The sequence below is a fragment of the Pseudomonas sp. PKS genome (genome assembly GCF_051913525.1).
GTDB lineage: Bacteria > Pseudomonadota > Gammaproteobacteria > Pseudomonadales > Pseudomonadaceae > Aquipseudomonas > Aquipseudomonas guariconensis_D.
The window spans coordinates 137,798-159,077 of the sequence record NZ_JBEGDO010000008.1 but is presented as its reverse complement, the minus strand read 5'-3'; the positions used below and the strand labels follow the sequence as shown (position 1 = coordinate 159,077).

Sequence of the window (21,280 nt, the reverse complement as noted above, 5' to 3'; positions counted from 1 at the left end):
GACCGTGTTGTACCCGCGAAGGACTGCACTGCAATTGCAAAACGCAACCCACGAAAAAGCCCCGCACTAGGCGGGGCTTTTTTTGCTACGGGTGAGGCTGGCTTACATCATGCCGCCCATGCCACCCATGCCGCCCATGTCAGGCATACCGCCTGCAGCAGGCTTGTCTTCCGGCAGGTCGGCAACCATGGCTTCGGTGGTGATCATCAGACCACCGATCGAAGCTGCGGCTTGCAGAGCCGAACGGGTGACTTTGGCTGGGTCCAGGATACCCATCTCGATCATGTCGCCGTATTCGCCGGTAGCGGCGTTGTAGCCGTAGTTGCCCGAACCTTGCTTGACCTTGTCAGCGACAACGCTTGGCTCGTCGCCGGCGTTGGCAGTGATCTGGCGCAGCGGCGCTTCGACCGAGCGACGCAGCAGGGCGATACCGACGTTCTGGTCTTCGTTGTCGCCTTTGAGTTCGGCAACGGCCTGCAGAGCGCGAACCAGGGCAACACCACCGCCAGGCACCACGCCTTCTTCGACGGCTGCGCGGGTAGCGTGCAGGGCGTCTTCAACGCGGGCTTTCTTCTCTTTCATCTCGACTTCGGTGCCAGCACCGACCTTGATCACGGCAACACCGCCAGCCAGCTTGGCCAGACGCTCTTGCAGCTTCTCACGGTCGTAGTCCGAAGAGGTTTCTTCGATCTGGGCACGGATCTGCTTGACGCGTGCTTCGATGTCAGCGTCGGAACCTGCGCCGTCGATGATGGTGGTGTTTTCCTTGGACAGGATGACGCGCTTGGCGTTACCCAGGTGCTCCAGGGTGGTGGTTTCCAGGGTCAGGCCGATTTCTTCGGAGATGACCTGGCCGCCGGTCAGGGTGGCGATGTCCTGCAGCATGGCCTTGCGGCGGTCGCCGAAACCAGGTGCCTTGACAGCAGCAACCTTGACGATGCCGCGCATGTTGTTGACGACCAGGGTAGCCAGGGCTTCGCCTTCGACGTCTTCAGCAACGATCAGCAGCGGGCGACCGGCTTTGGCAACGGCTTCCAGCACTGGCAGCAGTTCGCGGATGTTGGAGATCTTCTTGTCGACCAGCAGCAGCAGCGGGCCTTCCAGCTCGGCAACCATGGTGTCCGGCTTGTTGATGAAGTAAGGCGACAGGTAGCCGCGGTCGAACTGCATGCCTTCTACGACGGACAGTTCGTTTTCCAGGCCCGAGCCTTCTTCAACGGTGATCACGCCTTCTTTACCGACTTTTTCCATGGCTTCGGCGATGATTTCACCGATGGAGCTGTCGGAGTTGGCGGAGATGGTACCTACCTGGGCGATGGCCTTGGAGTCGGCGCAAGGCTTGGACAGGCTCTTCAGCTCGGCGACGATGGCAGCAGTGGCCTTGTCGATGCCGCGCTTGAGGTCCATCGGGTTCATGCCGGCAGCAACGGCCTTCAGGCCTTCGTTGACGATGGCCTGAGCCAGAACGGTAGCGGTGGTGGTGCCGTCACCGGCAGCGTCGTTGGCCTTGGAAGCGACTTCCTTGACCAGCTGGGCGCCCATGTTCTCGAAGGCGTCTTTCAGCTCGATTTCCTTGGCGACGGAAACGCCGTCCTTGGTGATGGTCGGAGCGCCGAAGCTCTTGGCCAGGACAACGTTACGGCCTTTCGGGCCCAGGGTCGCTTTTACTGCGTCAGCCAGAACGTTAACGCCAACCAGCATTTTTTTACGGGCGGAATCGCCGAATTTTACGTCTTTAGCAGCCATGATCGTTTAATCCTTGAATTCTAGAATGCTTCTGGAAACCGGGAGGGGAATCAGCCTTCGACGACAGCGAGGATTTCGTTCTCGCTCATCACCAGCAGGTCTTCGCCGTCGACTTTGACGGTGTTGCTGCCCGAGTAAGGGCCGAAGACCACTTTGTCACCCACTTTGACGGCCAGGGCACGAACTTCGCCGTTGTCCAGGATGCGACCGGTGCCGACGGCGACGACTTCGCCGCGGTTTGGTTTTTCAGCGGCCGAACCCGGCAGGACGATACCGCCAGCGGTTTTCGATTCTTCTTCGCTGCGACGGATGACGACGCGGTCATGCAGAGGACGAAGCTTCATTGTCGATCTCTCCCAAATTGTGGTTTTCATCGGCCGGTGTCGATACCGGCGGGTTGATACGGTCCGGCGTTGCCGGTCAGGGCTCGCACGGGACGAGCCCCGTATATATGTCTGGTGTCGCCACCAGAAACCTTGCGGTGACCCATACATGTGGTCGGCAAAATCAATTACAAGGCTTGGCTCGGAAAATTTTTCATCGGCTTGAAAAAGCGATGCGGCCCCTGGAGCGTTACTTATCGTGCCGCTCGTACTCACCCTCGATCACATTGGGGCGATGGCCGGCATCGTGGGGACGCGACTGGAATGGGTCGTCCTGGAAGGCCCGCTGGCGCATGGCCTGGGCTTCGGCGCGCTGGCGCATCTTGCGTGCAGCGAGATGACGGGTGAAAGGCAACAGGCACAGCAGGCCCAACACGTCGCTGATGAAACCCGGCAGCAACAGCAGGCCACCGCCCAGCGCCAGCATCATGCCCTGGAACATGTCCTCGGCGGGCAGCTCGCCGCGCTGCAGACTCTCGCGGGCACGCAGGGCGGTGGCCAGCCCGGCCACCCGCATGACCAGCACACCCAACGCGGAACCGGCGATGATCAGCAGCAGCGCCGGGAAGAAACCGATAGCGGCGCTGACCTTGACGAAGACGAACAGCTCCAGCACCGGAAAAATCAGAAACAGCAACAGAAAAGCACGCATCAAAGGATCCTCGGCGGAAGAAAACCTTCCATTACGACCATCAGATGGATGCGTAGGCTCGCCATTTCAACCCTCGACCTTCGCCGTGGCCGGCCATTGGTCGGCGCGGGCCAGCAAGACCAAGGCTTCGCGAACCTGTATCGGCGTGTTGCAAACATGGGGGAAAGCCAACCAGTGGATACCTTGGCCGATGCGCAGGTGCATACCCTCGCTGTCGATGCCGACCATCTCGGCGGGTGCGGTGCGCGGCAGATCGGTCAGCGCTACGTAATGCGCAATGGCATTGGCGTGATCACTGTTCATGTGCTCGATCATGCTCGCCTCGACCTTGCCGGCGAAGGGGTTGGCCAAGGTGACCTGGTCGAGCCAGTGGATTGCGCCGAAGCCGCCGATGTAGCGGTGGCGCACTGGCTGAAGCACCCAGAAATCGAAATCATGGGCCTTGTGATAGTTGGCCGCTTCGGGGAAGTAACGGTAATAACGCTCTGCCGCCGCCTCGATGGCCGCCTCGTCGGTGAGCTTGTGCGCCTCGGCCATCACCGTCAGGCGCCCTACTGCCTGGACATCCTCGGCATCGCGCTCGCCCACCAGCAGTGAGCACTTGGCATCTTTGTTAAGGTTGTGCGTGTGCTGGGCGATGCGGCTGATGAGGATCAGTGGATGGCCCTCGGCGTCCAGGCAGTACGGCACCACGGAGCCGAACGGATAGCCGGGCATGGACTTGGAATGGGTCGAAAGCACGCCGCGGTATTCCTTGAGCAGGAGTTCCCGGGCGGGGCGCAGGGCGTTGTCACTCACGAAAGGCGCTCCTGGTGGCGGACTGGTTGGCTGACAAGATAAGCATTATCCCTGTCGGGTGCCATAGATTCACCACTCGCCTGGGAGCACGGCCCTGCTCCTGGGCGTCCTCTTCGCGAAAGGCTGTGCGGCAGCCCTGGCGGTTACCAAGTGACGCCAAAGCCTGCGGTGTAGCGGGTCTTGTCCAGGTCGCTGTCACGCGTGCCGCTGATGATGTCTTTCTCTGCCTTGAGGTTGAGCGAGGCCCAGTCGGTGACTTTGTAGCGCAGGCCAGCCTCTGCATCCAGCGCATAGTTGGCCACGCTCCCAAACGGCTTGCCCACCTCGCCGCTGGTGAACAGCTCGACACGCTTGCCGATGAGATAGCGGTTGTAGTCCCACTTCACGGCAGCGGAATAGAAGTTGTCCTTGCCGCCATCGCGGTACTCGAAATCCGTGCGGTTGATGAGCGTGCCAAGGGAGAAGGCGCCCAACTCGTCGTCCCAGAACTGGTAGCCCGGGCCAGTACCCACGGTGCGCTGGCGAGCCAGGTCCTCGACATGGTCACGCTTGTATTCCACACGCCCCTGCCAGAACCACTTGTCGGTGATGAAGCGGTCCAGTGCGTATTCGGCGCTCCAGTTGTTGGTGGTGGTGACTTCGTCCTTGGTCTCGCGGTTGTATTCGCCTTCGGCGTTGTGCCGCCAGCGGCCGTGGCGGGCAGTGGTCTTGAAGCTGATGTCGTAGTCGTCGGTATCGTTCTCGGCGCGCTTGTAGTCCATGGCCAGGTCCACATTGCCCTTCCACAGGAAATCTTCGACCAGCGGCTGGGGCTTCATGATCTGCTCGATGCTGGCAAGGTCCACCGTCTTGGGGGCATCGCCATTGGCCAGGGTGACCTTGCCGGGCTCGGCGGCCTTGAGCGACTTGGCCTTTTCACCGGTATAGGCGTCCTGCTTGACCAGCAGTTCCTGGTCGCTTTCCAGGGTCTGCACTTGCTTCCAGTCCAAGGCGATGGCGCCGCCGTAAGTGGTTTGCAACAACAGCTTGCCACCATCGAAGACCTTGATCGTGCCACTGAGCCTGTCACCGTTTTTCATCCATACCGTGTCGGCAAACGCCGGCACGCAGGACAACACAGCAAGAATGAAAAGCAGGGTTCTAGAATACATAAGCTGACTACAGGTTCGATTTGACGAAAAAAGCCGGGCATTATCCAGATCGCCACGACCAGAGCAAGGACAGACCCAGACCATGCCGTTGAGTTCCACTCTCATTTATCCCGACCATTGGTCCGCTTTCATCTGCAGGCCAGGGGCCCTTTGATGTCCGGCGCCTCACATGCCCCAGCGGACGATGCCCAGGCCCGACGAATGGCGCTGTACTCGGTGCTCGGCGAGATTCCACCCGGCAAGGTGGTCAGCTACGGTCAGCTGGCCGAGCTCGCGGGGCTGGGCCGCGCGGCGCGCTGGGTGGGTCGCACTCTCGGGCAACTGCCTGCGGACACCCGCCTGCCCTGGCATCGGGTGCTCGGTGCCGGTGGTCGCCTGAGCCTGGCGTTGGGTACCCCGTCAGGAGACGAACAGCGCGCACGATTGCGTGCAGAAGGCGTTACAGTCAGAAACAATCGCGTGGATATGTCGCGTCACGGCTGGCGTCCAATGGAGCACAGCGGTTAGAGTGCGCGTTTTGTTTTCGCAAACTTGAGGCAGATGTTGGCCCATGCCCCGTAAAACCTGGCGCGCTGCGCTCGCTGCCTATGCCAGCCCGTCGACCTTGGTGCTTTTGTTGCTCGGCTTCGCCGCCGGCCTGCCCTACATGCTGGTGTTCTCGACGTTGTCGGTCTGGCTCCGGGAAGCCGGTGTTGCCCGCGAAACCATCGGCTACGCCAGCCTGATCGGCCTGGCCTACGCCTTCAAATGGGTCTGGTCACCCTTGCTCGACCAATGGCGCCTGCCAGTGCTCGGCGCTCTGGGCCGTCGCCGCTCTTGGCTGCTGCTGTCGCAGATGCTGGTGATGATCGGCCTGGTCGGCATGGGCCTGTGCGACCCGCAAAAGCATCTTTCCTGGTTGATTGCCCTGGCCGTGCTGGTGGCATTTGCCTCGGCCACCCAGGACATCGCCGTCGATGCCTACCGCCTGGAAATCGCCGACGACCAACGCCAGGCCGCCCTTGCCGCCAGTTACATGGCCGGTTACCGGGTCGCCGCTCTGCTCGCCACCGCCGGCGCACTGTTCTTCGCCGAATGGTTCGGTTCCACCGGCTTCAGCTACCTGCATCAGGCCTGGACCGGCACCTACGTGCTGTTCGGCGTGCTGATGCTGCCAGCAGTGTTCACCACGCTGGTGATGCGCGAGCCGCCGGTGCCCATGCGCACCCAACTGTCGGCGGCGCGCTATGGGCTCGTGCACCAGCTGGCGTCGGTGTTCGTGCTGATCATCCTGCTGGTGTCGGTACCGGCGAGTTTCACCCAGATGTTCAATACCGGATGGTCCAGCGTGATTTCCGGCGACGCGACGGTTCTGGACCTGCTGATCGAGGACCGTGCCTTCCTGCGCCTGATTCTCTATGTGCTACTGACCTGGGCCTGCCTGTCGTCCCTGGGCCGCCGAGGCCTGGCGCCGGTGCTGACACCGGTCAACGACTTCATCCTGCGCTATCGCTGGCAGGCGCTGCTGCTGTTGGGCCTGATCGCGACCTATCGCATGTCGGATACCGTGATGGGCGTGATGGCCAACGTGTTCTACATCGACCAAGGCTTTACCAAGGACCAGATCGCCAGTGTCAGCAAGATCTTCGGCTTGATCATGACCCTGGTCGGCGCGGGTATCGGTGGGCTGTTGATCGTGCGCTTCGGCATCCTGCCGATCCTGTTCATCGGCGGCGCGGCGTCGGCGGCGACCAACATCCTGTTCCTGATGCTGGCTGATATGGGCCCGAACTTGGAGATGCTGGTGGTCACCATCTCTTTGGACAACTTCAGCTCGGGCCTCGCCACCTCAGCCTTCGTCGCCTATCTGTCGAGCCTGACCAACCTGAAATTCTCGGCGACCCAGTACGCCTTGCTGAGCTCGATCATGCTGTTGCTACCACGCTTGATCGGTGGCTATTCGGGCGTGCTGGTGGAGAAGTTCGGCTACCACGACTTCTTCCTGATCACCGCCCTGCTCGGCGTGCCGACCCTGATCCTGATCGCCTTGCACTGGCATCAGGAAGCCGGCCGAGGCAAACAGGCGCCGGTGGAAGACTCCGCGGCCGAGCGCCCTTGAGGAACAGGGGCCGCCATGTGCCCCCAAAAACCCAGGGTCTGCTTTTCAGCGAATGCGGATATATTTCGTACGGAGCCTAGGCCACGGCCCCTTCGTCCCGGCGCCCACCCACCACGTACCACAACGGCCACAGCGCCAGTGCCCCGGCAATACCTGCCGCCAAAGCGAAGTGCAGCAGGCTCGCCCCCGCCCCCAACATCGCCAGCAACGCGCCACCGAGCCCCAACAGGGCAATAGTGATCATGCCCAGCATGGCCGATACTAGCCCCTTGCTCTGCTCGCTGGAGAATAGTGTCATGCGGTACAGGACCGCATTGGCCACACCCAGGCCCAAGGCATACAGGGACATCCCCGCGACCAGGCTGGTCACCGTCGGCCAGGTCCAGGTGGCCACGACCATCAGGCACAGCCCCGCCAGGTAGGGCCACAGCGCGCCGCGCACCAGGCTGGGCAACGGATAGCGGTCGGCGATGCGGTTGATGATCAAGTTGCCCAGAATCAACCCGCCAAACACTGGCAATTGCCACAGCGCATATTCCATCGTGCTCAGGCCCTCGTCGCTGATCAACAGCACAGGCGACAGGCCGATCCAACCGATCAGGGGCAAGCCCACCAAGCCCAGTGCCGCGCTGCCCGCCACGAAGCGGCGGTTGGCCAGCAACTGGCCATAACCCGCCAGCAACGGCAACAGGTGAATCGGCGTGAAGGGCAACCGCGAGCCATCGCGCCGCTCCACGCCCAGGGTCTCTGGCATCAACCGGTACAGCAGCAGCCAGGTCAGCACCGCGCCAGCGGCGAACGCCAGGAACAACCAGCGCCAGTCCAGCCATTGCAACAGCAAGGTGCCCACCAACGGGCCCAATAGCGGCGACAGCAGGGCAATGTTGGCCAACAAGGCCATCATGCGTACCGCATCGGCTTCGCTGAAGGCCTCGTTCAGCGCCGGGTAGCTGACCGTGACGACGAAGCCCAGACCAACGCCCTGCAACAAGCGCAGCAGATTGAACAGGCCGATGTCATGTACCCAGTAGGTGGCCACGCAAGCCACGCCAAAGAACGCACAGCCGGCCAGCAACAGCGGGCGACGACCGTAACGATCGGCCAGCGGGCCGATCAGCCATTGCAACAGCACACCACCGAGCAGGTACAGGTTCAGGGCGTGGGGTATGTACTCGGGGCTGGCCTTGAGGTCATCGACCACCACGGGCATGGCGGGCATGACCGCATCGCTGGCGAGGTACGTCAGCAATTCGAACAGGGCCAGGGTCAGTGCGAACAGCAAGGCTCGCAGGGGCGTGATATGCAGCAATGGCTTCATGATGAAAAACAGCTGGAAACGGGAGGGATCAGCCTATATGCCAGAAATGACAGGATCAGGCTGTGAACAAGTGTAATGGAGAGAAAACGCATCGCGGGACAAGCCCGGCTCCACCGATCGAACGCACGCTGAACGCTTGCGCTGCATCAGTAGGAGCGGGCTTGCCCCGCGATGGGTACGTCGTGCGATGCAGCTTACTGCACAGCCGCCTCCTGCACCACGCGGATAACCCGCTGCGGGAAGGGAATGTCGATGCCTTCGGCCTTGAGGCGATCACGAGCATGTTCGTTGAGCATGAACATCACATCCCAATAATCGGCGGTCTTGACCCACACACGCAGGGACACGGTGATTGCACTGTCGCCCAAGGTGGAGATCACCGCCTGCGGGGCGGGATCCTGCAAGACCCGTGGATCCTTGGCCAGATCCAGCAGGACATTGCGGGCTTTCTGCAGGTCAGCGTCATAATCGACGCCCACATCAAAGACGACCTTGCGGGTGGGCTGGCGGTTGAAGTTAGTGACGATACCGTTGGACAAGCTGCCGTTGGGCATGATCACGGTCTTGTTATCACCGGTGCGCAGCACGGTGTGGAAGATCTGGATACTGTCGACGGTGCCGCTCACGCCCTGGGCTTCGATCCAGTCGCCGATACGGAACGGGCGGAACAGCAAGATCAGCACGCCGCCAGCGAAGTTCGCCAGGCTACCCTGCAGGGCCAGGCCGATGGCCAGGGCGGAACCACCGATGGCCGCCACGAACGAGGTGGTCTCGATGCCGATCATCGAAGCCACGCTGATCGCCAGCAGTATCTTCAGCACGATGTTGGCGATGGTACTGATGAAGCTTTGCAGCGCCGGATCAGGGTTGCGCATCCCAACCAGCTTGCCCAGGCGGGCGCTGAGCTTGTTGGTGACCCACCAACCGATGGCCAAGGTCACCAGCGCGAGCGCCACACGGCTGCCGTATTCCATGATCAAAGGGATCCAGGTCTGCGATTGGCGGACCAGCTGATCGACTTCAGCGTTCAAATCCATATTCATCTCCTGATGCCGGATGACACATACACGAAAAAACAGGCCGCGGAAGTTCCGCGGCCTCAGGGACCCATGGACATCAATACGCCATCAAGGTTCCTGCGATACCTGATCAGTCGCGGAAGTTGTTGAACTGCAGCGGCATGTCGAATTCCTTGGTGCGCAGCAGGGCGATGGCTTCCTGCAGGTCGTCACGCTTCTTCCCGGTGACGCGCACCTGCTCGCCCTGGATGGCTGCCTGGACCTTCAGCTTGCCGTCCTTGATGGTGGCGACGATCTTCTTGGCCAGGTCCTTGTCGATGCCCTCGCGGAACTTGGCCTCCTGCTTCATTTCCTTACCCGAGGGATAGGCGTCCTTGACTTCCAGGCACTTGACGTCGATCTTGCGCTTGACCAGGGCCAGGCGAAGGATCTCGATCATCGCCTCGAGCTGGAACTCCGCCTCGGCGGTCAGAAGCACGGTCTGCTCCTTGTCCTTGAACTCGAAGCTGCCCTTGCCCTTGAGGTCGTAGCGACGGTCCAGTTCCTTCACCGCGTTGTCCACGGCGTTGGTGACTTCGTGCTTGTCCAGTTCCGATACCACGTCGAACGAAGGCATGGTTGTTCTCCAAAAATAAAAGCGCGCTCGGTCGGATGGAGCGCGCCAGGTTTGACGGTTAAAATGCGGACTCATTATAACGGGTTGCGAAACGCAGATGAGCAGCACCTGGCATATTCTCGGCGCCGGTAGCCTCGGCAGCCTCTGGGCCTGTCGCCTGGCCCGCGCGGGCAAGGCGGTCCGCCTGATACTGCGTGACGGGCAGCGCCTGGCCGCGTACGAGGCCGCCGGCGGCCTGACCTTGCTGGAGCAGGACCAGACCAGCCACTACGCGATTCCCGCCGAAACCGACCAGGCCCACGCGCCCATTCACCGCCTGCTGGTGGCCTGCAAGGCGTATGACGCCGCGCCTGCCATCGCCCGTCTGGCGCCTCGCCTGGCCGAGGGCGCCGAATTGGTGCTGCTGCAGAACGGCCTGGGCAGCCAGGATGAAGTGGCCGATCAGGTGCCTCACGCCCGTTGCATCTTCGCCTCCAGTACCGAAGGCGCCTTCCGTGAAGACGATTGGCGCGTGCGCTTTGCCGGGCAAGGCTTCAACTGGCTGGGCGATCCCGTGAACCCGTCGGTTCCGGAATGGTTCGACGATTTGCACGATGCTGCCATCCCCGCCGAATGGACGGTGGATATCCTTACCCGCCTATGGCGCAAACTGGCACTCAATTGCGCAATCAACCCGCTGACCGTACTCCACGACTGCCACAACGGTGGTCTGCTGGCACACCTGGGGGAGGTCTCCACCCTGTGCGTCGAACTGGCCGATCTGCTACGTCGCTGCGGCCAGCCAGAAGCCGCCGAGGGGCTGGATGAACAGGTGCAACGGGTGATCCTGGCCACTGCGGCCAACTACTCTTCCATGTACCAGGATGTACGCCATGGCCGTCGCACCGAAGTGCACTACCTGCTTGGCCACGCCTGCCGGGCCGCTGCCCGCCATGGCCTGGAGCTGCCGCACCTGGAACAGTTGCACCAGCGCCTGGTCGATAACTTGAAGGCCCGTGGCCTGCCCAGCGACTGACGCTGGCCCTTCAACCGCACAGAGGACACGCCCTCGCCCATGACCTTGCGCCAACGCCTGGAAAATCTCCCGGTCGGGCAGAAGCTGCTGGCGGCCCTGCTGGTATTGCTGGTCACCATCCTGCTGGTGGCCAACCTGACGTTCATCAGCGCCGCCTACTGGATCACCCAGGAAAGCATGGCGCCCCAGGCCCTGCAGACCATCGGTCGGCTGGTGTCCAACCCGCAGCTGTCGGCCCGCGCCGGCGACTCACCGCAAACGGCCACGGCACTGCTCAAGGCGCTGGACAGCTACACCCCCTTGCGCGCGGCGGCCTTGTACGGCAGCGATGGGCGCATGCTGGCCCAACTGCAACATGGCGAGCCGCTGGCGCTGCCCAAGCGCTTTCGCAACATCGATGGCTGGCGCCTGATGGAGTTTCGCAGCACCCAGCTGATCCGCCTGCCTCGCGACGGAGGCCCGCCAGCGCACCTGTTGTTGGTGGCCAGCAGCGAACTGCCCGTGGCCTTCTACACCGGCACCCTGACCGCCAGCCTGGCGATCCTGGTGTTCAGCATCCTGCTGTGGATGGTCATTGCCCGGCAGATCAAGCGCCTCATCACCCAGCCGATCAACCAGCTAGAAGAGCTCAGCCGTCAGGTCACCCGCGAGGAGAGCTACGCCCTGCGCGCCCAGCGAGGCAACGACGACGAGATCGGCAGCCTGGCCGAGGCGTTCAATACCATGCTCTCGCGCATCGAGGCGCGCGAGCAGCAGCTCAAGCGCACGCGCGATGAGTTCCAGATGGCCTATGACCAGGCCCAGGGCCTGGCCGAGGAAACCCGACATACCAACCGCAAGCTGGAGCTGGAAGTCCAGGTGCGCAGCAAGATCGAGAAAAAACTTACAGGCTTTCAGAACTACCTCAACAGCATCATCGACTCCATGCCCTCGGCCCTGATCGCCCTGGACGAGCAGCTCTACGTGACCCAATGGAACCACGAAGCGACCGTGCTCTCGGGCACGCCCCTGGATGAGGCGCTGAACCAGCCGATCTTCATCGCCTTCGAACCGCTCAAGCCGTTCCTCCCACAGCTCAAGGAAAGCGTCGAGAAACACCGAGTGGCGAAAATCGAACGGGTCACCTGGCCCAAGGGCGAGGACCTGCGCCACTATGCCCTGACCTTCTACCCCCTGACCGGCGGCGGCGGCCGCGGCGTAGTGATTCGAATCGACGACATCACCCAGCGCCTGTCGCTTGAGGAGATGATGGTGCAATCGGAGAAAATGCTGTCGGTGGGGGGACTGGCCGCCGGCATGGCACATGAGATCAATAACCCGCTCGGTGCCATCCTGCACAACGTGCAGAACATTCGCCGACGGCTATCGCCTGAGCTGCCACGCAACCAGGAGCAGGCCGCAGAGCTGGACATCGACCTGGCGACCGTCAACCGCTACCTCGAAAGTCGCGACGTACCGCAGTTGCTCGACGGCATCCAACAGGCCGGGGCGCGGGCGGCGAAGATCGTTACCCACATGCTCAGCTTCAGCCGCCGAAGCAACCGACAACTGGTGCCCTGCGACTTGCCGGCACTAATAGACCAGGCCGTGGAAATCGCGGGCAACGACTTCGACCTGACGGTCGGTTTCGACTTCAAGGGGCAAAACATCGTGCGCCAGTTCGACCCCGCGTTGGGGCCGGTGCCCTGCACCGCCAATGAGCTGGAGCAAGTACTGCTGAACCTGCTCAAGAATGCCGCCCAAGCCATCCACCAACGGCCGCAACCAGCCGAACCTGGGCGTATTGTCCTGCGTACCCGACTTAACCCGCCCTGGGCGGAAATCCAGGTTGAAGACAACGGCGTCGGCATGCCCGAATCGGTGCGCAAACGCACCTTCGAACCGTTCTTCACCACCAAGGAGATCGGCCAGGGCACAGGGCTTGGCCTGTCGGTTTCGTACTTCATCATCACCAACAACCACAAGGGGCAGATGGAGGTTCACTCCGCACCCGGCCAGGGCACCTGTTTCACCCTGCGCCTGCCCCTCGGCCAGCCGGCACCGATGGCGTCGGCCAACACGGAGGCATGACATGGGCTATCGGCTGTCGAAGATCTACACCCGCACGGGCGACAAGGGCGAAACAGGCCTTGGCGACGGTCGTCGGGTGCCCAAGGATCATCCGCGGATCGAGGCGATCGGCGAGGTGGACAGCCTCAACAGTCAACTGGGCGTGCTGCTCGCCGGGCTGCAAAGCGAAGGGCTGGAGGAGTTGATCGAGACTTTGGCGCCTTGTCAGCACCGACTGTTCGACCTGGGCGGCGAACTGGCGATGCCCAGCTATCAAGCCTTGGACCAAGTCGAAGTAGAGCGGCTGGAAGCGGCCATCGACCGCTGGAACGAGGAACTCGGCCCCCTGAAGAACTTCATCCTGCCCAGTGGCTCGGCGCTGGTGGCCCAGGCCCATGTGTGCAGAAGCCAGGCGCGCAGCGCAGAGCGTCGATGCCAGCAGCTGAATGCCATCGAGCCGCTGGAAGGGGTGGGCTTGGCATACATCAACCGGCTGTCCGATCTGTTGTTCGTCGCAGCGCGGATCATCGGGCGTCGCCAAGGGGTCGCAGAGGTGCTGTGGCAGGCTGCGGCCAAACCGCAGGCCTGATATCGCGGTTAAACCCGCTCACACAGGGTTGGCGGTGCCCCTTGTGGGAGCGGGTTTACCCGCGGATGACCGAGATCAAGCCTGCGGCCAGAACGCCCGGATGCCTGCAACGCCTTGGGCACCAGTTGCCCAGGCACGCTCCCGCTCCCCGGCTCCGACCCCTCCCAGCAGGAACACCGGATGATTGATCCCCTGGATCAACCGACCAGCCTCCTCCCAGCCCAACGGCGTAGCTTCTGGATGAGTCTGGGTCGCCTGCACCGGCGACAAAGTGACGAAGTCCACCCCCATCTGCTCGGCCAGGGCCAGCTCTTCAGCGTTGTGGCACGAAGCGGCCAACCAGCGCGTCTTCGGGAACGGCCGCCCATTGGCGGCGTACTTGCGCAGTTGCGCGGACGTCAGGTGCCAACCCGCCGACGGGAAGTCGCCCAGCCACTCCAACGGCCCCTTGAGCATCAGCTGGGCCTTGCCGGCACACAGCCCGACCGCATCCACCGCCACATCACGGTATTTGGGGTCGTACATGTCCGGCGCACGCAGCTGGATCAGGCGGATGCCTGCTGCAATGGCCTTCTGGATGCCGCGCAGCAATTCGGGCGCCTCCAGGCCATCAGGGGTGATCAGGTACTGGTCCGGCAGTCGCGCGGCAGCGACGATCGGCTTGTTGGCCTCAGGGAATTCGTATTGCCCAAGGTCCCGCGGCGCCACCCAGGCCAGGGGCTGGCCCTCGGCACCATGGGGTTGGCCGATGAAGGCATCCACCTCACGGACATCCAGCAGCACCTGTTTGTCCGGGTAGTCGTGGCTGACCTTGATAAGTGGTCGAGAGCCCGTCACCTCGATACCCAGCTCTTCGCGCAACTCGCGCGCCAGCGCCGCCTCGACGGCCTCCCCCTCTTCCACCTTGCCGCCCGGGAACTCCCACAGGCCGCCCTGGTGCTGGGTATCGGCGCGTCGGGCAATCAAGATGCGCCCGTCGGCGCCACGAATGACCGCCGCAACAACATGAATCCGTTTCACCCTTCTCGCTCCGCCAGACCAGCCTTCTGCCAGGCCTGGAAGGCCGGCCATTGATAAATGGTTTCAATGTAAGCGGCCGCTTCGGCCGGAACTTCGACGCGGTAGGTGCGCAGACGCACCGCCACCGGCGCGAAGAACGCATCGGCCAGGCTCGGCTTGCCGAACAGGAACGGCCCAGGCTCCTTGGCTGCCAGCCGGCACTCAGACCACAGGGCAACGATTCGGTCGATATCGACTTGCACGTCCAGCGGCATGTTTTCCAGCGCTTCATCGCGCGACAGATCGAACGGCATCGTGCTGCGCAGCGCCATGAAACCACTGTGCATCTGCGCACACGCTGAACGCGCCTGGGCACGGGCAGCGATGTCCGCCGGCCACAGCTGGGCCTCGGGATGACGTTCGGCAAGGTATTCGGCGATGGCCAAAGAGTCGGCGATGACGCCGTGCTCGGTCTTGAGCAGCGGCACCTTGCCGGTAGCGGAGAATTCGAGAAGACGTTTGCGGGTATCGGGCTGGTTGAGGGTGATCAACGTTTCTTCATACGGCACGCCAGCCAGCTCGAGGGCCAGGGCACCGCGTAGCGACCAGGATGAATACAGCTTGTCGCCGATGATCAGGTGATAGCTCATGGTTCGGCTCCATTGGATCGGAATACTAGGGGCTGCTTTGCAGAGCTTCGCGGGCGAACCCGCTCCCACAGAGCTTGCACAGGCTCCGTGGGAGCGGGTTTACCCGCGAAGAGGCCATAGAGTCCTATGAATCAGGTGCGGTATTCGGCGTTGATCTTCACATACTCGTGGGACAGGTCGGTGGTCCAGATGGTTTCGCTGCATTGGCCACGGCCAAGCTCGATGCGAATGGTGATTTCCTCCTGGGCCATCACCTTGGCGCCCTGGTCCTCGGTATAGCTCGGGCTGCGGCCGCCCTTGCTGGCAATGCACACGTCATCAAGGAACACGTCGATCAGGCTGACATCCAGTGCGGGCACGCCGGCACGGCCGACAGCGGCAAGGATGCGGCCCCAGTTGGGGTCGGAGGCGAACAGCGCGGTCTTGATCAGCGGCGAGTGGGCTACGGCGTAGCCGACGTCCAGGCACTCCTGGTGATTGCCACCACCGTTGACCTGAACGGTAACGAACTTGGTCGCGCCTTCACCGTCGCGAACGATAGCCTGGGCCACTTCCATGCACACCTCGAAGACAGCCTTTTTCAGGGCTTCGAACAGCGCACCGCTGGCCTGGGTGACTTCCGGCAGATCGGCCTTGCCGGTCGCGATCAACATGCAGCAGTCGTTGGTCGAGGTGTCACCGTCGATGGTGATGCGGTTGAACGACTTGTTGGCGCCATCGAGCAGCAGATCCTTGAGCACCGCAGGAGCCACCTTGGCGTCGGTGGCGATGTAGCCGAGCATGGTGGCCATGTTCGGACGGATCATCCCGGCGCCCTTGCTGATGCCGGTCACGGTGACAGTCACGCCGTCGTGCTGGAACTGGCGGCTGGCGCCCTTGGGCAGGGTGTCGGTGGTCATGATGCCGGTAGCGGCCTCGGCCCAGTTGTTTTCCGACAGGTCATCCAGGGCAGCCTGCAGCGCACCCTCGATCTTCTCGACCGGCAGCGGCTCGCCGATCACGCCAGTGGAAAACGGCAGCACAGCGCTGGCATCCACGCCCGCCAGTTCCGCCAGCTTGGCGCAGGTGCGCTCGGCAGCGGCCAGGCCCGGTGCGCCGGTACCGGCGTTGGCGTTGCCGGTGTTGGTCAGCAGGTAGCGCACGGTGCCCTGCACGCGCTGCTTGGACAGGATCACAGGCGCTGCACAGAAGGCGTTGAGGGTAAACACACCGGCGACGCTGGAGCCTTCGGCGCAACGCATCACCACCACGTCCTTGCGCCCAGGGCGCTTGATACCCGCCGAGGCGATGCCGAGTTCGAAACCGGGAACCGGGTGCAGGGTGGGCAAAGGACCAAGACCAACAGCCATGTAAGCGCTCCTAGAGAAACCAAAGGGGGATGTGGCGATGCCGCACGATCTTAATGGCGGCCAACGCGGTGATGGAAGAGCGGGACCGCTATGCGGCCCTTTTGCGACACAAGGCCGCTACCACAAGGTTGCGGCGCTTTGGAGTCAAGCGCTGCACCTGTGGTAGCGGCCTTGTGTCGCGGTGGGCTGCAAAGCAGCCCTGATCAACAGTCAGTGCCAGGGCTGTTCGATCACTCGATCTGACCGTGGCAGTGCTTGAACTTCTTGCCCGAACCGCACCAGCACGGCTCGTTGCGACCCATCTTTTGCTCGTTGCGTACCGGCGCGGCAGCCACAGCCACCTCGGCGCCTTCCTCGGCGAGCTGCTGCTCGCTTTCCAGGCCAGGAGCGGCAGCATGCTGGAACTGCATGCGCTGAGCCAGTTCCTCGGCTTCGCGGCGCAGACGGGCTTCTTCTTCGGCCGGATCCTCGCGGCGAACCTGAACGTGGGAGAGCACGCGGATGGTATCGCGCTTGATCGACTCCAGCAGCTCCTGGAACAAAGCGAAGGATTCGCGCTTGTACTCCTGCTTCGGGTTCTTCTGCGCATAGCCACGCAGGTGGATACCGTGGCGCAGGTGGTCCATGGTCGACAGGTGGTCTTTCCACAGGTCGTCCAGCACGCGCAGCAGGATCTGCTTCTCGAAGGTGCGCAGGGCATCGATGCCAGCCTGGTCCTCCTTCTCGTTATAGGCATTGGTGATTTCGTGGAGCAGCTTCTCGCGCAGGGTCTCTTCGTAGAGGCGCTCGTCCTCGTCGAGCCACTGCTGGATCGGCAGCTTGATGGCGAAATCACTGGCCAGCGCAGCCTCCAGGCCTGCCACGTCCCACTGCTCAGGCAGCGATTGCGGCGGGATGTGCTGGCTGATGGTGGCATCGAGCACTTCCTGGCGGAACTCGGCGATGGTGTCACCGATGTTCTGGGCGGCCAGCAGGCTGTTGCGCATGTGGTAGATCACCTTGCGCTGTTCGTTGGCCACATCGTCGTATTCGAGCAACTGCTTACGGATGTCGAAGTTGCGACCCTCGACCTTGCGCTGGGCCTTCTCAATGGCATTGGTGACCATGCGGTGTTCGATGGCCTCGCCGGACTGCATGCCCAGCGCCTTCATGAAGTTCTTCACGCGGTCGGAGGCAAAGATACGCATCAGGCTGTCTTCGAGCGACAGGTAGAAGCGGCTGGAGCCCGGGTCGCCCTGACGACCGGCACGACCACGCAGCTGGTTGTCGATACGACGGGACTCGTGACGCTCGGACGCGATCACATGCAGGCCACCGGCTTCGATCACCTGTTGGTGGCGCTTCTGCCAGTCGGCCTTGATCTGGGCGATCTGCTCGGCGCTCGGGTTTTCCAGGGCGGCGACTTCTGCCTCCCAGTTGCCGCCCAGCAGAATGTCGGTACCACGGCCGGCCATGTTGGTGGCGATGGTCAGCGCACCTGGCGCACCGGCCTGGGCGATGATCTCGGCTTCTTTTTCGTGATACTTGGCGTTGAGCACCTTGTGGTCGATACCTTCCTTTTTCAGAAGGTTAGACATGTGCTCGGAGGTCTCGATGGTGGCGGTACCGACCAGCACCGGACGCCCCTGCTTCATGCTTTCCTTGATGTCGGCGATGATCGCGGCGTACTTCTCGTCGGCGGTCAGGTACACCAAGTCGTTGAAGTCCTTGCGCGCCAATGGCTTGTTCGGCGGAATGACCATCACATTGAGGTTGTAGATCTGGGCGAACTCGAAGGCCTCGGTGTCAGCGGTACCGGTCATGCCGGACAGCTTGGTGTAGAGGCGGAAGTAGTTCTGGAAGGTGGTCGAAGCCAGGGTCTGGCTCTCGGCTTGGATGTTCAGGTTTTCCTTCGCTTCGATGGCCTGGTGCAGACCCTCGGACAGGCGGCGGCCCGGCATGGTACGACCGGTGTGCTCGTCGATCAGCAGGACCTGGCCGTCCTGGACGATGTACTCGACGTTGCGGTGGAACAGCTTGTGGGCGCGCAGACCGGCATAGACGTGGGTCAGCAGGCTCAGGTTGTGCGCCGAGTAGAGGCTCTCGCCCTCGGCCAGCAGACCGGCCTGGGTCAGCATATCCTCGATGAACTGGTGACCGGCTTCGTTGAGCTCCACCTGACGGCTCTTTTCGTCGATGGTGAAGTGGCCTTCCTGGGTGACCTGGCCTTCGACTTCCTCGATGTGCTGCTTCAGGCGCGGGATCAGGCGGTTGATCTCGATGTAAAGCTTGGAGCTGTCCTCGGCCTGGCCGGAGATGATCAGCGGCGTACGGGCTTCGTCGATCAGGATCGAGTCGACTTCGTCGATCACGGCGAAGTTCAGCTCACGCTGGAACTTCTCCTCCTGGCTGAAGGCCATGTTGTCGCGCAGGTAGTCGAAACCGAATTCGTTGTTGGTGCCGTAGGTGATGTCGGCGGCATAGGCGGCGCGCTTTTCTTCCGGCGGCTGGAATGCCGAGACGATGCCCACGGACAGACCGAGGAACTCGTACAGCGGACGCATCCAGTTGGCATCGCGGCGGGCGAGGTAGTCGTTGACGGTCACCACGTGCACGCCCTTGCCGGACAGTGCATTGAGATAGACCGCCAGGGTACCGACCAAGGTCTTGCCTTCACCGGTACGCATTTCTGCGATCATGCCCTCGTGCAGGGTCATACCGCCGATCAGCTGCACGTCGAAGTGACGCATGCCCATGACACGCTTACCGGCCTCACGGGCAACGGCAAAGGCTTCCGGCAGCAGTTGGTCGAGGGTCTCGCCTTTGGCCAGGCGTTCCTTGAACTCTGCGGTCTTGCTCCGCAGCTGCTCGTCGGAGAGGGCCACCATCTTCTCTTCGAAGGCATTGACGATGTTCACCGTCTTGAGCATGCGTTTGACTTCACGCTCGTTCTTGCTTCCAAAAAGTTTTTTTAACAAAGGCGCAAACATATCGGCAGGATCTTCCACACGTAGGGATGGAGGGCGGCCCCATGAGTCGCCCGTGCAGCCCTGAGGCCGCATGCGAACGAGCATTCTACCCGGAAACGATGGTGAGGAAAGTGGTGGATTTCCACGATGCTGGCACAGCGCTTTGGCGGGGGCCCTCCTAACATAAGGGCTTTTCGAGCAAGTTCAAGGTGCTGGAAGATGAAACGTATCAGGGACATTTCCCAAATAGATCATGGGGTTGCCGCCCGTGCAGGTCAGCCTGCCCCTGCAATTGACCGACCAAACTGCCGCAGCGGGCTTGCCCTGCGGTCAATCCAGCGCCCTGGCTTCTGTTAAGATGGCCAACCTGTAACCAGCTGCGTACCCCCATGGCCTACAAGCCCTCCCCCGCCCAGCCTCCAGCCGCGCTGTTGCGTCAAGCCAGGCCGCTGCGCCTGCTGCTCAACCAGGCCGAGCGCCTGGCTCATTTGCAGCGTCTGCTGGAAAGCCAGCTGCAACCAGCCGCCCGCGAGCATTGCCATGTGGCGTCCTGGCGAGATGGCACCTTGTTGCTGGTGGTGACGGATGGCCACTGGGCCACGCGTCTGCGCTATCAGCAAAAGCGCCTGCAGCGCCAGCTGCAGGCACTGGAGGCGTTCGGCAATTTGCAGCGCATCCTGTTCAAGGTGCAACCCCCGCTCGTGCCGGCCAAACGGGATGGCCAAGGTGTGGAGCTGTCCAGCAAGGCCGCCGAGAGTATCCGCGACTCGGCCGAGGGCATCGCCGACCCCAAACTGCGAGCGGCCCTGGAACGGCTGGCGGCGCATGCCCAGGGCAAGGAAAAGAGCTGAAAGCTCCCTATAAAAAAGGCCACCCGAAGGTGGCCTCAATGAACTAGAGAGTGTTCGAACTTACACGGCCGCAACAGGGCGCATGTAGGAGATCGGTGCCGTACTGGCATCTTCGAAAGTGACCACTTCCCAGGCGTCCTTCTCAGCGATGAGCTTGCGCAGCAACTGGTTGTTCAGCGCGTGCCCGGACTTGTAGCCCTTGAACTCGCCGATCAGGCTGTTGCCCAGCAGGTAGAGATCACCGATGGCATCGAGGATCTTGTGCTTGACGAATTCGTCTTCGTAACGAAGGCCGTCTTCATTGAGCACGCCGTCCTCATCGACCACGATGGCGTTTTCCACACTGCCGCCCAACGCAAGGTTGTGCTTGCGCAGGTACTCGATGTCGCGCATGAAACCGAAGGTACGGGCGCGGCTGACTTCCTTCACGAACGACGTGCTGGAAAAGTCGACACTGGCGCTCTGGGTCCGGTTACGCAGTACCGGATGATCGAAGTCGATCTCAAAGCTCACCTTGAACCCGTCGAAAGGCAGGAAGGTGGCGCGCTTGTCGCCCTCCTCCACCGTCACTTCGCGCAGGATGCGGATGAACTTCTTGGCGGCGTCCTGTTCTTCCAGGCCGGCGGATTGAATCAGGAATACGAAGGGGCCCGCGCTGCCATCCATGATCGGTACTTCCGAGGCGGAGAGCTCGACGTAGGCGTTATCGATGCCCAGGCCCGCCATGGCGGAGAGCAGGTGCTCGACCGTATCGACCTTTACGTCACCGTTGACCAGCGTCGTCGACATGGTTGTCTCGCCGACGTTGGCCGCACGGGCCGGGATCTCGACGACAGGGTCGAGGTCGGCACGGCGGAAGACGATGCCGGTGTCCACAGGCGCTGGCTTGAGGGTCAGGTAGACCTTCTCCCCGGAGTGCAGGCCGACACCTGTGGCACGGATGGTATTCTTCAGGGTGCGTTGTCTAATCATGGCTTTGGCCGCTTCAGCGCAAATTGCGAACAGGTATCAACAAAGGCTGGGGATGATAACAGACCCGGCCTTTGCTG

General features: G+C 62.3%; 19 protein-coding genes. 6 read left to right on the top strand and 13 right to left on the bottom strand.

What is annotated here, in order from left to right; genetic code table 11:
- Positions 1-102: 102 nt before the first annotated feature.
- From groL to ABOA88_RS11180, 5 genes are all read right to left on the bottom strand, one after another.
- A complete protein-coding gene (groL, locus tag ABOA88_RS11200; protein WP_196170865.1) occupies positions 103-1,746 on the bottom strand; it encodes a chaperonin GroEL in 1,644 nt (547 codons plus the stop codon).
- Between the two features lie 50 nt (positions 1,747-1,796).
- Positions 1,797-2,090, bottom strand: a complete 294-nt coding sequence (locus ABOA88_RS11195; RefSeq protein ID WP_009395550.1) for a co-chaperone GroES — start codon at positions 2,088-2,090, stop codon at positions 1,797-1,799.
- A gap of 229 nt (positions 2,091-2,319) precedes the next feature.
- Positions 2,320-2,781 carry an FxsA family protein gene (locus ABOA88_RS11190; protein ID WP_367851560.1) on the bottom strand — a complete coding sequence of 154 codons (462 nt, stop codon included), beginning with the start codon at positions 2,779-2,781 and terminating at the stop codon, positions 2,320-2,322.
- A gap of 66 nt (positions 2,782-2,847) precedes the next feature.
- A complete protein-coding gene (locus ABOA88_RS11185; protein ID WP_196170365.1) occupies positions 2,848-3,579 on the bottom strand; it encodes a HugZ family pyridoxamine 5'-phosphate oxidase in 732 nt (243 codons plus the stop codon).
- Positions 3,580-3,722: 143 nt separating this feature from the next.
- Entirely contained in the window at positions 3,723-4,730 is a 1,008-nt protein-coding gene (locus ABOA88_RS11180) for a DUF481 domain-containing protein (RefSeq protein ID WP_367851561.1), read from the bottom strand.
- Between the two features lie 153 nt (positions 4,731-4,883).
- Here ABOA88_RS11180 and ABOA88_RS11175 point away from each other — a divergent pair, with 153 nt between their 5' ends.
- Entirely contained in the window at positions 4,884-5,237 is a 354-nt protein-coding gene (locus ABOA88_RS11175) for an MGMT family protein (RefSeq protein ID WP_196170363.1), read from the top strand.
- Between the two features lie 43 nt (positions 5,238-5,280).
- The gene (locus tag ABOA88_RS11170) at positions 5,281-6,828 is read left to right on the top strand and encodes an AmpG family muropeptide MFS transporter (protein ID WP_043213525.1); all 1,548 of its coding nucleotides are present in this window, start codon (positions 5,281-5,283) and stop codon (positions 6,826-6,828) included.
- 76 nt (positions 6,829-6,904) lie between these two features.
- On the opposite strand, the gene ABOA88_RS11165 is transcribed toward ABOA88_RS11170, so the two are convergent.
- From ABOA88_RS11165 to ABOA88_RS11155, 3 genes are all read right to left on the bottom strand, one after another.
- Complete coding sequence (locus ABOA88_RS11165; protein ID WP_196170362.1) at positions 6,905-8,146, bottom strand: MFS transporter; 1,242 nt, start codon at positions 8,144-8,146, stop codon at positions 6,905-6,907.
- Between the two features lie 194 nt (positions 8,147-8,340).
- Complete coding sequence (locus tag ABOA88_RS11160) at positions 8,341-9,183, bottom strand: mechanosensitive ion channel family protein (protein ID WP_196170361.1); 843 nt, start codon at positions 9,181-9,183, stop codon at positions 8,341-8,343.
- A 112-nt stretch (positions 9,184-9,295) separates the two neighbouring features.
- Complete coding sequence (locus ABOA88_RS11155) at positions 9,296-9,781, bottom strand: YajQ family cyclic di-GMP-binding protein (RefSeq protein WP_043213519.1); 486 nt, start codon at positions 9,779-9,781, stop codon at positions 9,296-9,298.
- A gap of 97 nt (positions 9,782-9,878) precedes the next feature.
- Here ABOA88_RS11155 and ABOA88_RS11150 point away from each other — a divergent pair, with 97 nt between their 5' ends.
- Genes ABOA88_RS11150 through ABOA88_RS11140 form a run of 3 tightly spaced genes read left to right on the top strand, consistent with a single transcriptional unit; the run spans position 9,879 to position 13,434 of the window.
- Positions 9,879-10,796, top strand: coding sequence for a putative 2-dehydropantoate 2-reductase (locus ABOA88_RS11150; protein ID WP_196170360.1), 918 nt, complete (start codon positions 9,879-9,881; stop codon positions 10,794-10,796).
- Positions 10,797-10,835: 39 nt separating this feature from the next.
- Positions 10,836-12,866 carry a sensor histidine kinase gene (locus ABOA88_RS11145; protein WP_196170359.1) on the top strand — a complete coding sequence of 677 codons (2,031 nt, stop codon included), beginning with the start codon at positions 10,836-10,838 and terminating at the stop codon, positions 12,864-12,866.
- A gap of 1 nt (position 12,867) precedes the next feature.
- Positions 12,868-13,434, top strand: a complete 567-nt coding sequence (locus ABOA88_RS11140; protein WP_367851562.1) for a cob(I)yrinic acid a,c-diamide adenosyltransferase — start codon at positions 12,868-12,870, stop codon at positions 13,432-13,434.
- Positions 13,435-13,509: 75 nt separating this feature from the next.
- Here ABOA88_RS11140 and ABOA88_RS11135 read toward each other — a convergent pair whose 3' ends face one another.
- The 4 genes from ABOA88_RS11135 to secA all read right to left on the bottom strand — a co-directional run bounded on the left by ABOA88_RS11135 (position 13,510) and on the right by secA (position 19,401).
- Positions 13,510-14,454 carry a Nudix family hydrolase gene (locus ABOA88_RS11135; protein ID WP_367851563.1) on the bottom strand — a complete coding sequence of 315 codons (945 nt, stop codon included), beginning with the start codon at positions 14,452-14,454 and terminating at the stop codon, positions 13,510-13,512.
- A complete protein-coding gene (locus ABOA88_RS11130) occupies positions 14,451-15,083 on the bottom strand; it encodes a glutathione S-transferase family protein (protein WP_196170356.1) in 633 nt (210 codons plus the stop codon). The genes ABOA88_RS11135 and ABOA88_RS11130 overlap by 4 nt, the downstream gene beginning before the upstream one ends.
- A 131-nt stretch (positions 15,084-15,214) precedes the next feature.
- A complete protein-coding gene (argJ, locus tag ABOA88_RS11125; RefSeq protein WP_196170355.1) occupies positions 15,215-16,432 on the bottom strand; it encodes a bifunctional glutamate N-acetyltransferase/amino-acid acetyltransferase ArgJ in 1,218 nt (405 codons plus the stop codon).
- Positions 16,433-16,662: 230 nt separating this feature from the next.
- Positions 16,663-19,401, bottom strand: a complete 2,739-nt coding sequence (gene secA / locus ABOA88_RS11120) for a preprotein translocase subunit SecA (RefSeq protein WP_196170354.1) — start codon at positions 19,399-19,401, stop codon at positions 16,663-16,665.
- Positions 19,402-19,769: 368 nt separating this feature from the next.
- Between secA and ABOA88_RS11115 the strand changes: the two genes are divergently transcribed.
- Positions 19,770-20,231, top strand: coding sequence for a DUF721 domain-containing protein (locus ABOA88_RS11115; protein ID WP_196170353.1), 462 nt, complete (start codon positions 19,770-19,772; stop codon positions 20,229-20,231).
- A 60-nt stretch (positions 20,232-20,291) separates the two neighbouring features.
- On the opposite strand, the gene lpxC is transcribed toward ABOA88_RS11115, so the two are convergent.
- The gene (lpxC, locus tag ABOA88_RS11110) at positions 20,292-21,203 is read right to left on the bottom strand and encodes a UDP-3-O-acyl-N-acetylglucosamine deacetylase (protein ID WP_070092350.1); all 912 of its coding nucleotides are present in this window, start codon (positions 21,201-21,203) and stop codon (positions 20,292-20,294) included.
- Between the last annotated feature and the right edge of the window lie 77 nt (positions 21,204-21,280).